The sequence below is a fragment of the Pseudoalteromonas sp. UBA6610 genome (assembly GCF_002433295.1).
GTDB classification, from domain to species: Bacteria; Pseudomonadota; Gammaproteobacteria; order Enterobacterales; family Alteromonadaceae; genus Pseudoalteromonas; species Pseudoalteromonas atlantica.
In genome coordinates this window covers 52,484-65,948 of record NZ_DJHW01000137.1, presented here as the reverse complement: position 1 = coordinate 65,948, position 13,465 = coordinate 52,484, and the positions used below count along the sequence as shown (strand labels likewise).

The following is a 13,465-nucleotide window of genomic DNA, read 5'->3' as shown; positions in this document are numbered from 1 at the left end:
TTACAGCTTACAGCTTACAGCTTAGTGCTTTTTCGCATATGCTTCGGCTTGCTTCCAAACCCTTAGCGTATTTTCGCTTAAAATCTTTTTAATGTCTGCATCGCTGTAACCTCTGTCCATTAAGCCTTGCACTAGGTTAGGATAGCTAGATACATCCTTTAAGCCAATCGGTAACGAATCGCCTACACCATCGTAGTCAGAGCCAATGCCCACGTAATCAATGCCAATAAGCTCTACAACGTGATCAATATGATCAAGTACTTGCTCAAGGCTTGCAAACGGGAATGGGTTTTTAGCGCGGTACGCTGCATCAAAGTCTTTACTTGGCTTAGTGCCTTCTTTTTTAACGGTCTCTTTAGTGCTTTTAAGGTCTTTGTACCACGCACCGGCTTTAGAGGTTACAAAGCTTGAGCCAAAGTTAATTTGAATAACCCCGCCATTCTTTTTAAGCGCTAATAACATGTCATCATTCATATTACGCTCAAAGCCTGGCGTGTATTTGCGCAGTGATGAGTGTGAAGCAATAACCGGCGTTTTAGATAGCTCCATTACCTGATAAAACGCATCATCTGATATATGTGATACGTCAATTAGCATACCGACGTTGTTCATTTCAGTAATTAGCTTTTTACCAAATGGGCTTAAACCTTTCCATTTACGGCGAATATCGTATGACGAGTCAGAAATATGGTTGCTTTGCGAGTGCGCAAGCGTGATGTAGCGTACACCTCGGTCAAAAAAGTGCTGAAGGTTTTCCATTTTTCCTTCAATTGGCGAGCCATTTTCCATGCCCATCGCAATTGACAGTTTACCTTGCTCAAATTGCGCTTCTATATCTGCAGTTGAGCTAGCAATAGCAAATTTTTCAGGGGCGCGCTGTGCAATGGCTTCCATGCTATCAATCATTTGATTGGCTAGCTGGTAGCTTTTACCTTTGCCTTCAAATTCTAAGTGAGCAGGAATATAAATCGACATAAAAGGGGCGTTTAACCCCCCTTGTACTGCGCGAGGGTAGTCAAAGTCGCCGCCTTCGGTGGCTTTAGTTACATCAACCCATTTTTCGTGGATACGATAAGGTACATCAATATGGGTGTCGATTAAAATAGTGTCTTTTGCTAGTTTTACTGCTTTGTCTGACGGGCTTTTTACTTGCTCTGCAAAGGCTTGTGGTGTTAAAGCTAGTGATATGGCTACCACTAGAGTGCTGAGTTTTATCATGTTTTGGCTCTTTGGGTAAAAAGCCATTGTGTACGTTCAGCTCAAAAGTTACAAGTGTTAGGCGTTAATCAAACGACTGTGCTTCATGCTCTTCGCTTTGCAGTGCTTTAAATTCATTTTTTGAGATAATAGTGACTGACTCATGTAGCTCAGAAAAAAACACCATCGCTTCACCATTTCTAAGCTGCTGATTAACCTGCGCTACTTTACTTTGAATACTCACTTCTTGCTCACCGTAATCGGTGCCTTCACGAAGCACGTAGCTTTCAATTAGGTTATAGAGGGTGTCTTTATCAAGTTGTTCAAAAGGGATAATCATAACTGCTTACTGCTCGCTTTAGTGGGGACGTGCTGGCCAAAATAATGAGGGACGGCTTGTTCAAGCCAAAATACCGGCCTAAACGGATTATTACCGCTAATAAACCCTACGTGGCCGCCTTTTTCAGAGACGCTCAGGGTAACATGCTCACTCACATCTTGCCTACTTGGCACGGCTTTAATCGACAACATTGGATCGTCCTTGGCATGAATTATTAACGTAGGAATCGCAATATGCTTTAAGTAAGGCATAGCGCTGGCTTGGCGATAGTAATCGTGTGCGTTTTCAAAGCCATGCAGTGGAGCGGTTAGTTGATTATCAAACTCTAGCAAATCGTCAATTTTCATTAACTGCTCAGAGGTAATAGGTATTTGCTGCTTAATTTGTGGCAATTTACGCTGCATTGATTTTTTCATTCTATCGAGCAAGTACTTTTGATAAATCTTGCCTAAGCTTTTGCGAATAACATCGCTTGATGATGATAAATCATAAGGAGCCGAGACCACGGCTGCAGCACTTAAGGGGCAGTTTTCGCGCTCTTCGCCTAGGTATTTAGCCAGTACATTGCCCCCTAACGAAAAACCAACAGCCATAATAGGGCGGCTGGGAAATTGCTCCCTTAAATGATTTATAAAAAAAGCTAAATCGGCGGTATCGCCACTATGATAAGCACGCGGTAAGCGGTTAACTTCACTTGAGCAGTTTCTAAAGTGCATAAGTACTACGGCATAGCCTTGCTTTTTTAAGGCTTTCATCATGCCTTTGGCATAAAAGCTATTTATGTTGCCTTCAAGGCCATGTAAAACCACAGCAAGGGGAGCGTTTTCGTTATGAGGCAGCGACCATGCAAGTTCAATAAAATCGCCGTCGGGCGTATCAAGTTGCTCAAGTTCGTAGGACGTATTGTGAAATGGACGGAAAAAACGCGGCATTATGGTTTGAACGTGACGATTGGTCATCCACCATGCTGGTTTAAACTTATTGATCATGTTTGTACTACGCACTATGAAAAAAACGAAGCGTTAGTGTACCAAATTTTTCGCTTTATAAAATAAAAAGCGCCTAATCAGTAACCTGAGTAGGCGCTTTGTGCGTCGTGCTTAATGATGCTCGGGAACTTCAGCCTCGCTAATTTTTTTAATAAAGTAAAAAGCGTAAAATAGGCAAAGAGAAATCACTACGCCTAAAATCCCAAAAGACATAAATAAAACAGGGTCGCTAAAAAAGTCTCTAAAGAATACGTTCATGATTAATCTCCTCGTTCAGTTGATGGAGACATCATAAAGTGACTTTGCAAAGCATAATGTGATCGAGATCAAACTATTTCCCTGCGTGGAAAAAGTAACCAAGTAAAGTTGATGTAGATCATGTTTTAGGGGCTATTTCGTTCCTACTACAGCGCCTATAGGCTTTGAAGAATCAATCGGCTTAAAGATTTTTTGCACAAAGAAAATAGAATGAACATTTAGAGGAGGGTGTAAAAACTGACAGCCTAAGTGGCTTTCACATACAGCTCAATATTGTTTGGCTTTACAGCTTCTAAAAAGCTAAGTTTATTCGCTGTATCAATCAGTATTTGCTGTTGTTGCTTTTCAAGCTTTAACTCGGCGCTTAATAGCTCTTGGCGTATTTTTGCATAGTCGCTGATACTTTCTTGATTGGCTTTTAAATACTTGCGTGTGGCACGCAGAGGCTTAAGTGCCTGCGTATCAAACTCATTAATAGACGCTATTAACGCACTGAGCTGCTCGGCATTAATGCTTAATTTAAGTGAATCTAAGTACAGCAAAAATAAGCACAGATTAACGTTTTTACCTTGCTGGTTTTGTAGCGCCAGCAAGGTTTGTTGTTGCCCAGGCTTTGCGTACAAAGCGCAGGCAAATTGCCAAAAGTCGTTTTTATTGAGCAAGTTCATCGGCAAAGGCCTGCTCTTTTTCTTCCATTTCTTCAAGCGCCATCAGTAGCTCTTCTTCAGTGTCGTTTACTTTAGGGGTAAGCGTTGCTTGCTTAGCAATTAGCTCTTTTAACTGGGCTTTGTTATCGTCGTTGTAGAGTGTGTTGTCGCCAAGGGCTACTTCAACTTCGCTAAGCTCTGCAGTAAATTTATCGAGCTGCTTTTCAAGCTTTTCAATTTGTTTTTTAAGCGGTTGAATGGCTTTTCTAAACTCAGCTTCTAGGCGCTTTTGCTCTTTACGATTAACGCTTGGATTTGCTTTTGGCTCGTCAGGCTGCTGGCTTTTAGCGGCTTCTTTATTTGCATTGAGTAACCATTGGTAATAGGCATCTAAATCGTAACCAAATTGAGTGACTTTGCCATCATCGACTAAATAAAATTCATCGGCGGTGTTTTTAAGCATGTGGCGATCGTGCGATACGGTAACCATGGCGCCTTCAAAGCCTTGTAGTGCCATTACTAGCGCGTGGCGCATTTCTAAATCAAGGTGGTTAGTTGGCTCATCAAGTAGTAGTAAATTGGGTTTTTGATACACTAACATGGCTAGCACTAAGCGGGCTTTTTCACCGCCCGAAAACGGCGCCACGGGCTCAAGTGCTTTATCGCCAATAAATGCAAAACCACCTAAAAAGTCACGCAATGATTGCTCAGTGGCCTGAGGGTTTAAACGTTGAATATGGGTCACTGCGCTGGCTTTTAAATCAAGCGATTCAAGTTGGTGCTGCGCAAAGTAACCAATATTTAAGCCATGGTGTTGAACCACTTTACCTGCTTGCGGCTCAAGCTCGCCCGCTAATAGCTTTATAAGCGTTGATTTACCCGCGCCGTTACGACCGAGTAACGCAATACGGCTGCCAGGAACTAGGTTTAGCGCGATATTATTTAAAATAGTGACATCGCCATAACCTGCTTTTGCTTTATCTAGGGTCATTAGCGGGTTAGGCAGGGCTGTTGGCTCGGCAAATTCAAAGTCAAACGGTGAGTCGGCATGTGCAGGTGCCAGCTTTTCCATACGTTCGAGCGCTTTAACACGGCTTTGTGCCTGTTTGGCCTTACTGGCTTTGGCTTTAAAGCGAGTTATAAACTGTTCAAGATGGGCAATTTGCTCTTGTTGTTTTTCAAACATTGCTTGTTGTTGTAACAAGCGCTCTGCTTTTTGACGTTCAAACTGTGAGTAGTTACCTTTGTACACATTAATAAGCTGTTTATCGACATGCCAAATTTGATCTACCACGGCGTCTAAAAACTCGCGGTCATGAGATATAAGTACCAAGGTGCCTGTGTAGGCGCGTAAAAAGCGCTCAAGCCAGTAAACGGCATCTAAATCAAGGTGGTTGGTAGGTTCATCGAGTAATAGTAAGTCGGCATCGCGAATAAGTGCTTGTGCAAGGTTTAAACGCATACGCCAACCACCAGAAAACGCGCTTACAGGGTTTTCTATTTGGTGATTAGCAAAGCCTAAGCCGTGCAGTAATTCGCCCGCTTTTGACTCTATGCTGTAGCCTTTAATATTTTCAAGCTGAATATGTACTTTGGCTTGGGTGTCACCATCGTTTGTTTGCTCAGCTTCACGCAGGGCAATGCGCAATGCATAGTATTCAGGGTGACCTTGTAGTACGTAATCAATGGCGCTTATTTCAAGGGCTGGGGTTTCTTGTTTTACAGAAGCAATAGACCAATCTTTAGGTATATTGCAATCACCCGCATCGAGTTGCAGCTCAGATTTTAATAAACTAAATAAGGTAGATTTACCACAGCCATTAGCGCCAACTAAGCCCACTTTGTGCTGTGGAAATAAAGTAGCCGAGGCATTTTTTAATAAGGCTTTTCCGCCACGAAGTAGTTCTATTTCTGAGATTTGGATCATGAATGCGTTACTTTACTGTGCCCTGGTTAAGTTGGCGCTATCATACCATAGAACGTATTGCTCTTATCAAGCGTATCAACATAGGAAGTTATACGATAAAATATGTGCAGTTCAAACCACAGGAAAAATGTTGTGAGACAAAAGAAGCGATTTATTGCTGGTGCATCGTGCCCTGAATGTAAAGCCATGGATACCATGATGCTGTACAGAGAACATGATGTTGAAAAAGTAGAGTGTGTAGAGTGCGGCCACAAAATGGCGCAACCCGATAACGCTGTTCAGGCATCTACTCGCCAATTTGAACAAGTAATTGGTGTATTTAAACCGGGCGATTAACCCGGTTTTATTTTGCCGGGTGCTTAGTAATGTGGCGGAGGCGGCTCTTGCATTTGCGACATTAGCGACGGCTGCTGCGCTTCTTTAAGTTTTTCTGCTAGTAACTCAGTTTGGCGCTTCATTTTTGCAAGCTGCTGTTGGTGTGCTTTTAGCTCGTCATTTAATATTTCTATTGTTTCGTCTTGAAAAGCAACTTTTGCCTCAAGCTCCATTAAACGATTTTCAATTGTGTTCATTTGCTTCTCGTATTGTAAAGTGCTCTGCAATTCCGCTCGAGCTCTCGGTTAACAACGACTTGCCGTTATCTATAAACGTTACATCTAGCACCACAGCCGATTTAGGCTTACTGCCTTCACGTGGTGTGACTTGCCAAGTTTGAATTTTCTCTCCGCTGGGTAACTGCCATAAATCAACGCGCTTATTGGGCGAGCCTGTGGCCAGCAATGTACCTTGTTCGTTAAAGCGTACCGCAGTAAAAATTTTCTGACGCGCAATATACGCCAGTTTACTCACAAGATCACCTGTAGTCAGCTTCCATACATGTGCTTGCTTCATACTATCTGCGGTAAATGCGTAGCGACCTTGTGGGTCTAGGGTTACTTGGGTAACACGCGTCGGGTGATTAAAGCGATGAATTACTTGCCCTGTACGTGTATCCCAAAAATAAGCAACGTAATCGTTTGAGCCGCTTAAGGCATAGCGCCCATTAGGCGATAAATCAACGGTGTTTACTTTGTCTTGGTGGCCTAAAAACTCAATGCGGCGTCCGGTTTCTAGGTTTAAAAATACCACTACGCCGTCGCTTCTGCCGTATAAAACACTGCGGCCTTGGTTACTTATCGCAATATCGCGAATAGTGGCTTGTTGAATTTTATAATAGCCGCGGTTTTCGCCGCTGCTAATATCCCACACGGCAAAGGTGGTTTTTTCGGCGGTAACGGCCACGCTATTATCAAAGGCAATAGCCACAGCATACACTAGGCTTTCTTGTGATTGCTGTTGAAACCATTGATATTTTAGTACCTGCTGTTGATTATCCCACAGGGCGACCCCATGGTGAATGGAGGAGACTAGGCTGTATTTACCATCGTTAGATACTGCCGAGGAAAACGCACCCTTTGCTGCGTGTTCAAAGCGTTGTGCAGCTTGCTGTTTTTGATCGCTACAAGCTAGGGCTAATAAACAGCTAAAAGCGATTAAAAAAGTACGAAATATCGACATATTACAGGTATTTCCTCTTAACTCTTAGTGACTGAGAGGTTAGACTAGGTCACGTTGAAGGCCTAGGGTGTTTGTCTAATCACTATAATAGGTTAGGTTTTAATTTAGTTAGTTATTAAACAAGCAGCCTATCATGTAGGCCGTTAATCTTTAACTAGTAATAATACAATAAATGACAACTGCAAAGTGTGTCGGAGATTTAAAATGAAAAAGACGATTAGATTGTCATTGATTGCAGCGTCGGTTTTAGCGCTTACAGCTTGTAATCAAGAAGCAAAACAAGAACAAGCTGAAGTTAAATTAGACACTGTAGAGCAGCAACAAGCATACGGTATTGGTGCATCAGTAGGTAACTTTTTAAATAAAGACCTAGCTGATAAATCAGAGATTGGTATTGAACTAGACCAAGCACTATTAATTCGTGGTTTTGAAGACGCGCTTGCTGGTAATGCAAAAATCGATGAAGAAAAAATCCGTGAAGTGCTAACTGAGCTAGATACATCAGTGCGTGCAAAGCAAGAAGCTAAAGCTAAAGTTGAGTCTGAAAAAAGCAAAGAAGCAGGTAAAAAATACCTAGAAGAAAATGCTAAAAAAGAAGGCGTAACAGTAACTGAGTCAGGTCTACAGTACGAAGTACTTAGTGAAGGCGAAGGCGAAAAGCCAGCAGCAACAGACGTAGTTAAAGTACATTACAAAGGTACTTTATTAGACGGCACAGAGTTTGATAGCTCTTATGCGCGTAACGAGCCAACTACTTTCCCTCTTAACCGTGTAATTGCGGGTTGGACTGAAGGTTTACAGCTTATGTCAGTAGGGTCTAAGTACAAGTTCACTATTCCTTCTGAACTTGCTTACGGCGATCGTGACCTAGGTAAAATTCCAGCTAACTCAACGCTTGTTTTTGAAGTAGAACTACTTGAAATACAAGATGACGAAGCACCTGCGCAATAAGCGGTAGCTTATAACGCAAAAAGGGACCATAACGGTCCCTTTTTTGTTGGCTATTTTATTAATCTGTGTGGTTAGAAAACAAATTATCTATTAGCTCATCTTCTAGTTCAAAACGCGCTTCTAACGTTTCGCCAAGTACCGACAAATCGTTATCAAACTCTGCTAATAAGTCCTCTTTATCTACTTCTGCGTATTTATCGTTAAAGTCTAAAGCAATATCTGTTGTGCTAGAAATGCGCGGGTAAATTGTATTTGCCAGCTCTTGGCTTTCAAGGCCCTTGCTTTCACAGGCTTTTGCAATGTCATCGTACACTTCAAAATGGCCGGCAGATAAGTAATCCATTAAAATTTGGCAAAATGTTTGAATTTGTTCTGGCTCTGGTAAGGCGTGATCTTTTTTGTCGTATGGCGAAAACCCAGCCATTTTACAATAAAGTACAATTAACTCTTGGCGCTCGTTTAACCATTTATCAATGACAGTATGGCTACCACCCCATTTTTGTTGAGCTTTCTCTACGCGCGTCAGCATTACTGTTCTCCTAAGCTGGGTCACTTTTATGGTTAAATTTAAATTTTCTTATACATCAAGATATATTTTATTTAAGTGTATATCAACAAGTAAAAGGTATGAGCTGGTGCATGTGTGTATTTATTGTAGGTAAATTATTATTTTATTGCAGGCAAGAAAAAACCACCGGTTAAGGTGGCTTAATTTCTTGTTTTGGCCTGTTAATACAAGCTTTCTTATTGTTATAGAAGATTTTTGTTATTTTTATTATAAATATTTTTGTTATTGTTGTTTAAGATTTTTATTATTGTTCTTGTTAACGCGGGACAAACAATACCAAGGTTTTTGTTATGTTGCAAACATATTAACAAAAAGTTTTTATTGTTAGTTCTTTTTGGTTATTTAACACTCAAACGTGACTAAATAAGCAACAAACTAGGTTCTGTTAGCTGTAACACATGTTTTACGAGCTTAGCGATAGAGAGCCGGAGGATATGGTGGTACAATCTTGAACAATTTCTATAAGCCTCAGGATTATTTACGCTATGAGCGAATTAAAAAACGACCGTTATTTACGTGCACTTGCAAAACAACCCGTTGATGTAACACCGGTATGGATGATGCGCCAAGCAGGACGCTATTTACCAGAGTACCGTGCTACACGTGCACAAGCGGGCGATTTTATGAGCCTGTGCCGTAATGCTGAGCTTGCATGTGAAGTAACACTACAACCACTTCGCCGTTACCCGTTAGATGCTGCTATTTTATTTAGTGACATTTTAACTATTCCCGATGCTATGGGTTTAGGTTTGTACTTTGAAACCGGTGAAGGCCCTAAATTTGAAAACCCTATTTCGTCACTTGCTGATGTTAAAAAGATTCCTAAGCTAGACCCAACTGACGAGCTTGGCTATGTAATGAACGCAGTAAGTACTATTCGCCGTGAACTTAAAGGCGAAGTGCCACTAATTGGCTTCTCGGGTTCACCGTGGACACTAGCAACTTACATGGTTGAAGGCGGAAGCAGTAAAGTATTTGGTAAAATTAAAAAAATGGCGTTTGCAGAGCCGCAAACACTACATTTACTACTAGATAAACTAGCTGATTCAGTCATTGATTACTTAAACGCACAAGTAAAAGCCGGTGCGCAATCGTTAATGGTATTTGACTCGTGGGGCGGCGTATTAAGTCCGCGCGATTACAACGAATTCTCACTGCAATACATGCATAAAATTGTTGATGGTTTAATTCGCGAATACGACGGCCGTAAAGTACCGGTAACGCTATTTACCAAAAATGGTGGCCAGTGGATTGAAGCAATTGCAGCAACAGGCTGTGATGCAGTAGGTCTTGATTGGACTATTAATATTGGCGACGCTAAACGCCGTGTAGGCGATAAAGTTGCATTGCAAGGTAATATGGACCCGTCAATGCTTCACGGTACGCCTGATCGTATCCGCCAAGAAGTAGGCACTATTTTAGAAGACTTTGGCACAGGTGATGGCCACGTATTTAACTTAGGCCACGGTATTACACCAGATGTAGACCCAGAAAACGCCGGTGTATTTATTAATGCAGTACATGAGCTAAGCGCGCAATACCACAAATAACAGCCGTAGTATTAATAGCTATTAAAAAGCCCGCTAATTAGCGGGCTTTTTGCTGTGTAGTAATCGGGTTAAGTAAATAACCTATTTAATCCATTTAACGCCGCAACACGGTAGGCTTCTGCCATCGTTGGGTAGTTAAATGTGGTATTTACAAAGTAGTCAACGGTGTTGCCTGCTCCTTTTTGTTCCATAATGGCTTGGCCAATGTGAACAATTTCTGAGGCACGCTCACCAAAGCAATGCACACCAAGTACTTCTTTTGTTTCACTGTGAAACAATATTTTTAAACTACCAACTTCTGTACCCGCAATTTGCGCACGAGCTAAGTGCTTAAACTGAGCACGACCAACTTCATACGGTACTTTTGCAGCGGTTAGCTGTTGCTCTGTTTTACCTACCGAACTCATTTCAGGAATGGTATAAATACCGGCCGGTATATCTATAATTAGCTTATCTTCGCAATTACCGCAGGCAATAGCATCGGCAGCTATACGGCCTTGATCAAATGCTGCACTCGCTAAGCTTGGGTAGCCAATTACATCACCTACTGCGTAAACGTTATCTACCTCAGTTTGGTACATTTCGTTGACTTTAAGCTGGCCTCGACCATCGGCTTTTAAACCAATAGCTTCAAGGTTTAGCGTATCGGTATTACCTGTGCGCCCGTTAGCAAATAAAATACAGTCGGCTTTTACACGCTTGCCCGATTTTAAATGCATTACAACGCAATCTGAGCGCGTTTCTATACGGTCAAACTCTTCGTTATGACGAATAACAATACCGCTGTTCCAAAAGTGGTAGCTAAGCGCGTCAGAAATTTCTGCATCCATAAAGGCCAATAAGCGGTCGCGCGTGTTTACTAAATCTACCTTAGCGCCTAAGCCTTTAAAGATTGAAGCGTATTCACAGCCAATAACACCCGCACCGTATATAAGTACACGTTGTGGGTCGTGCTCTAGGCCTAAAATAGTATCGCTGTCGTAAATACGTGAATGGCTAAAGTCGACTTCAGGTGGGCGGTATGGGCGTGAGCCGGTAGCAATCACAATAGTTTTAGCGGTAATACGCTCTGCTGAGCCATCAAGGCGCTTAATTTCAACCGTGTGTTTATCTACAAAGCTCGCATCGCCTTGGTACATATGAATGCGGTTACGGTCGTAAAAGCTGCTACGTAAGTTTGACTGCTTAGAAATAACAGAACTTGCATGGCTTAAAATATCAGGAAACGTTAAGCGGCTAGGGCGCTCGCCAACATTAAAAAGTGGGTTTGCTTTGTATTCAATATAGCGGCTAACCGAGTGGCGTAATGCTTTTGAAGGAATTGTTCCCCAATGTACACAGCCACCGCCAACAGCTTGTTGGCGCTCAATAACCGCTACTTTTTTATCGTTTTTAGATAGGTTCATGGCGGTGCCTTCACCGCCAGGGCCCGTACCAATAATTATTGCGTCATATTGGTAAACTACGGGTGCTTTTTTTTGTTCTGGTTGTTTGGCCACAGCCACTCCTAAATTAATTAAAAGAGGCTTTTAATAACCTCGCATTAAGTGCTAGCCATGCCTGTTTTTGATTTTCCCAGGCGGCTTCCAGCTCATGGTATTGTGTCATTAATGCTGATTGTTCACACTGCTTTGCCATGTTATTTTTTTTAGCTTCTAACACTTGTTTTTGTAGTGAACAGTAATTTTGCAGCTTTTTCAGCAGTAAATCGTACTCTTGTTGTAATAATGTAAGCTTATCTTGCGCTAAAGGCAATTTTGAAAGGCGCGTTTGCGTTTTACTCATTAGCGTTTCGGCTTTGGCTTTTTCTATGCGCTCAACCGGGGTGCGCTTTAATTTACTGGCTAAACCGAGCGCTGCTAAAGAGCGAATCATCCATTTAGTTGGGTCGTAATGAAACCACTTAATACCGTTACGGTAATCGCTTGCAAAAATATGGTGGAAGTTATGGTAACCCTCGCCATAAGTAAATAACGCTAAAAAGCCATTATCGCGCGCAGTGTTTTTCTCAGTGTATGGGCGTGAGCCCCAAATATGAGCCAATGAATTAATGAAAAAGGTAAAGTGCTGGCTCAATACTAAGCGTAATAAACCTGCAAGTAGTAGCATGCCCCACACATCGCCTACTAATAAACCAAGCACAAGCGGTAAACCGACATTCATGGCTATAACAAGCTTTAAGTAGTGTTTATGCTGCCACATAACAATTTTATTGCGCTGTAAATCGCGACAATTACTGTAATCGTTATAACTGTCGCCTTGGTAATCACGTAGCATCCAGCCAATATGGCTGTACCAAAAGCCGTTAGTTGCGGCGTAGGGGTCTTTTACTGGGTCATCTACTTGGCCGTGGTGTATACGGTGATCGCTACTCCAGTGCAACGCACTGTTTTGCAAAGCAAATGCGCCACCAAGGGCAAAAATAAATTCTATTGCAGGGTGTACGTTATAGGCTTTATGCGCCCATAATCGGTGGTATCCGGCAGTAATAGATAGGCCTGCGTAAAACATACAGCCTACAAATGCAATCCAATGCGCGCTGGTAAATCCGTAATTAATGCCGTACCAAGGTACAAGTGTGACAGCCGCCAAAAAGGTTAGGCTAAAAAATAGGACGTTTGTCCAAATAATCGGTGGTTTATTCATCGTTTTTACTCTCAGCGTACAACTGTAAGCTAAAATAGTGTTTCAATCTCTTGGCGTCAAGTATTAGACTAGACAATTCGGCTAATTATCATTAAAACTTCATATAAAATTACTCAGGGAGCTGTGGATGTCGGGTGTTAGAGCACAACAGAAACAAAAAACACGACAAGCCTTAATTGAGGCGGCATTTAATCAGCTTAGTGCCGATCATAGTTTTTCTAATTTAAGCTTACGCGAAGTTGCCCGCGAAGCCGGTATTGCCCCCACCTCTTTTTATCGCCACTTTAAAGATATGAACGAGCTAGGTTTAACCATGGTCGACGAAGCAGGCTTGACCCTTCGCCAACTTATGCGCCAAGCCCGCAGACGTATAGCCAGTGGCGGCAGCGTAATAAATACTTCGGTTGTTACCTTTATGGAGTTTATTGATAACTCAAGCAACCAATTTAGATTACTGCTGCGCGAACGTTCTGGCACCTCAAAAGCCTTTAGAGCCGCCGTAGCGCGTGAGGTAAAACACTTTATTTTAGAACTTGCGCATTATCTAGAAAGCGAAACCAAGTGTGATTCAATTCATGCTTATATTCAGGCCGAAGCCATGGTAACACTGGTATTTAATGCCGGCGCTGAAGCACTTGATATAGAAGGTCAACAACGCGAAGAACTCATTGAGCGGGTTATTTGGCAGCTGCGTTATATTACCCGCGGTGCAGGTCATTATATACGTGAAACAAATAATCAGGTTTAGCTTAAAAAATTAGCAATAAGTTAATCTAAGCACGCAAGTTTACTCAACACATTAATTTAAGCTAAAAAGTGTAGCTGTGTGATTTAT

15 protein-coding genes are annotated in these 13,465 nt (G+C 42.0%); 4 read left to right on the top strand and 11 right to left on the bottom strand.

The features are described 5' to 3' along the window. Nucleotides 1-21: 21 nt before the first annotated feature. The 6 genes from B4F91_RS18200 to B4F91_RS18175 all read right to left on the bottom strand — a co-directional run bounded on the left by B4F91_RS18200 (nucleotide 22) and on the right by B4F91_RS18175 (nucleotide 5,358). Nucleotides 22-1,218, bottom strand: a complete 1,197-nt coding sequence (locus tag B4F91_RS18200) for a dipeptidase (protein WP_288636152.1) — start codon at nucleotides 1,216-1,218, stop codon at nucleotides 22-24. Nucleotides 1,219-1,282: 64 nt separating this feature from the next. After that, a complete protein-coding gene (locus B4F91_RS18195; protein ID WP_004589625.1) occupies nucleotides 1,283-1,537 on the bottom strand; it encodes a YheU family protein in 255 nt (84 codons plus the stop codon). Further along, complete coding sequence (locus tag B4F91_RS18190; protein WP_024033940.1) at nucleotides 1,534-2,526, bottom strand: hydrolase; 993 nt, start codon at nucleotides 2,524-2,526, stop codon at nucleotides 1,534-1,536. Before B4F91_RS18190 ends, B4F91_RS18195 begins: the two co-directional genes overlap by 4 nt. A gap of 111 nt (nucleotides 2,527-2,637) precedes the next feature. Then, nucleotides 2,638-2,784 (bottom strand): hypothetical protein, encoded by a 147-nt coding sequence (locus B4F91_RS18185; RefSeq protein WP_004589623.1) that lies wholly within the window; start codon nucleotides 2,782-2,784, stop codon nucleotides 2,638-2,640. A gap of 245 nt (nucleotides 2,785-3,029) precedes the next feature. Continuing rightward, nucleotides 3,030-3,452, bottom strand: coding sequence for a TIGR02444 family protein (locus B4F91_RS18180; RefSeq protein WP_055255260.1), 423 nt, complete (start codon nucleotides 3,450-3,452; stop codon nucleotides 3,030-3,032). Continuing rightward, nucleotides 3,436-5,358 (bottom strand): ATP-binding cassette domain-containing protein, encoded by a 1,923-nt coding sequence (locus tag B4F91_RS18175; protein WP_064384660.1) that lies wholly within the window; start codon nucleotides 5,356-5,358, stop codon nucleotides 3,436-3,438. The genes B4F91_RS18180 and B4F91_RS18175 overlap by 17 nt, the downstream gene beginning before the upstream one ends. Nucleotides 5,359-5,490: 132 nt before the next feature. On the opposite strand from B4F91_RS18175, the gene B4F91_RS18170 reads away from it, so the two are divergent. Then, nucleotides 5,491-5,694 carry a YheV family putative zinc ribbon protein gene (locus B4F91_RS18170; protein WP_004589620.1) on the top strand — a complete coding sequence of 68 codons (204 nt, stop codon included), beginning with the start codon at nucleotides 5,491-5,493 and terminating at the stop codon, nucleotides 5,692-5,694. 23 nt (nucleotides 5,695-5,717) lie between these two features. On the opposite strand, the gene B4F91_RS18165 is transcribed toward B4F91_RS18170, so the two are convergent. Together B4F91_RS18165 and B4F91_RS18160 are read right to left on the bottom strand one after the other, a co-directional pair. Further along, nucleotides 5,718-5,930, bottom strand: coding sequence for a SlyX family protein (locus tag B4F91_RS18165; protein WP_004589619.1), 213 nt, complete (start codon nucleotides 5,928-5,930; stop codon nucleotides 5,718-5,720). Then, nucleotides 5,917-6,915, bottom strand: coding sequence for a WD40 repeat domain-containing protein (locus B4F91_RS18160; RefSeq protein WP_286938763.1), 999 nt, complete (start codon nucleotides 6,913-6,915; stop codon nucleotides 5,917-5,919). Before B4F91_RS18160 ends, B4F91_RS18165 begins: the two co-directional genes overlap by 14 nt. A 204-nt stretch (nucleotides 6,916-7,119) precedes the next feature. Here B4F91_RS18160 and fkpA point away from each other — a divergent pair, with 204 nt between their 5' ends. Further along, the gene (gene fkpA, locus B4F91_RS18155) at nucleotides 7,120-7,866 is read left to right on the top strand and encodes an FKBP-type peptidyl-prolyl cis-trans isomerase (RefSeq protein WP_004589617.1); all 747 of its coding nucleotides are present in this window, start codon (nucleotides 7,120-7,122) and stop codon (nucleotides 7,864-7,866) included. A gap of 58 nt (nucleotides 7,867-7,924) precedes the next feature. Here the strand turns inward: fkpA and rsd are convergent, their stop codons facing one another. Continuing rightward, nucleotides 7,925-8,395, bottom strand: a complete 471-nt coding sequence (gene rsd / locus B4F91_RS18150; protein WP_286938765.1) for a sigma D regulator — start codon at nucleotides 8,393-8,395, stop codon at nucleotides 7,925-7,927. A 524-nt stretch (nucleotides 8,396-8,919) separates the two neighbouring features. Between rsd and hemE the strand changes: the two genes are divergently transcribed. After that, nucleotides 8,920-9,984, top strand: coding sequence for a uroporphyrinogen decarboxylase (gene hemE / locus B4F91_RS18145; protein ID WP_024033935.1), 1,065 nt, complete (start codon nucleotides 8,920-8,922; stop codon nucleotides 9,982-9,984). A gap of 68 nt (nucleotides 9,985-10,052) precedes the next feature. On the opposite strand, the gene sthA is transcribed toward hemE, so the two are convergent. Next, complete coding sequence (sthA, locus tag B4F91_RS18140; protein WP_029774151.1) at nucleotides 10,053-11,483, bottom strand: Si-specific NAD(P)(+) transhydrogenase; 1,431 nt, start codon at nucleotides 11,481-11,483, stop codon at nucleotides 10,053-10,055. A gap of 13 nt (nucleotides 11,484-11,496) precedes the next feature. Further along, nucleotides 11,497-12,630 carry an acyl-CoA desaturase gene (locus tag B4F91_RS18135; protein ID WP_055255265.1) on the bottom strand — a complete coding sequence of 378 codons (1,134 nt, stop codon included), beginning with the start codon at nucleotides 12,628-12,630 and terminating at the stop codon, nucleotides 11,497-11,499. A 127-nt stretch (nucleotides 12,631-12,757) separates the two neighbouring features. Between B4F91_RS18135 and fabR the strand changes: the two genes are divergently transcribed. Next, entirely contained in the window at nucleotides 12,758-13,378 is a 621-nt protein-coding gene (gene fabR / locus B4F91_RS18130; RefSeq protein WP_004589390.1) for an HTH-type transcriptional repressor FabR, read from the top strand. Nucleotides 13,379-13,465 lie beyond the last annotated feature (87 nt).

Excerpts from the sequence above, each read along its gene's own strand:
- B4F91_RS18200 (WP_288636152.1), bottom strand. The coding sequence starts at position 1,218 with ATGATAAAACTCAGCACTCTAGTGGTAGCCATATCACTAGCTTTAACA.
- B4F91_RS18195 (WP_004589625.1), bottom strand. The coding sequence starts at position 1,537 with ATGATTATCCCTTTTGAACAACTTGATAAAGACACCCTCTATAACCTA.
- B4F91_RS18190 (WP_024033940.1), bottom strand. The coding sequence starts at position 2,526 with ATGATCAATAAGTTTAAACCAGCATGGTGGATGACCAATCGTCACGTT.
- B4F91_RS18185 (WP_004589623.1), bottom strand. The coding sequence starts at position 2,784 with ATGAACGTATTCTTTAGAGACTTTTTTAGCGACCCTGTTTTATTTATG.
- B4F91_RS18180 (WP_055255260.1), bottom strand. The coding sequence starts at position 3,452 with ATGAACTTGCTCAATAAAAACGACTTTTGGCAATTTGCCTGCGCTTTG.
- B4F91_RS18175 (WP_064384660.1), bottom strand. The coding sequence starts at position 5,358 with ATGATCCAAATCTCAGAAATAGAACTACTTCGTGGCGGAAAAGCCTTA.
- B4F91_RS18165 (WP_004589619.1), bottom strand. The coding sequence starts at position 5,930 with ATGAACACAATTGAAAATCGTTTAATGGAGCTTGAGGCAAAAGTTGCT.
- B4F91_RS18160 (WP_286938763.1), bottom strand. The coding sequence starts at position 6,915 with ATGTCGATATTTCGTACTTTTTTAATCGCTTTTAGCTGTTTATTAGCC.
- fkpA (WP_004589617.1), top strand. The coding sequence starts at position 7,120 with ATGAAAAAGACGATTAGATTGTCATTGATTGCAGCGTCGGTTTTAGCG.
- rsd (WP_286938765.1), bottom strand. The coding sequence starts at position 8,395 with ATGCTGACGCGCGTAGAGAAAGCTCAACAAAAATGGGGTGGTAGCCAT.
- hemE (WP_024033935.1), top strand. The coding sequence starts at position 8,920 with ATGAGCGAATTAAAAAACGACCGTTATTTACGTGCACTTGCAAAACAA.
- B4F91_RS18135 (WP_055255265.1), bottom strand. The coding sequence starts at position 12,630 with ATGAATAAACCACCGATTATTTGGACAAACGTCCTATTTTTTAGCCTA.
- fabR (WP_004589390.1), top strand. The coding sequence starts at position 12,758 with ATGTCGGGTGTTAGAGCACAACAGAAACAAAAAACACGACAAGCCTTA.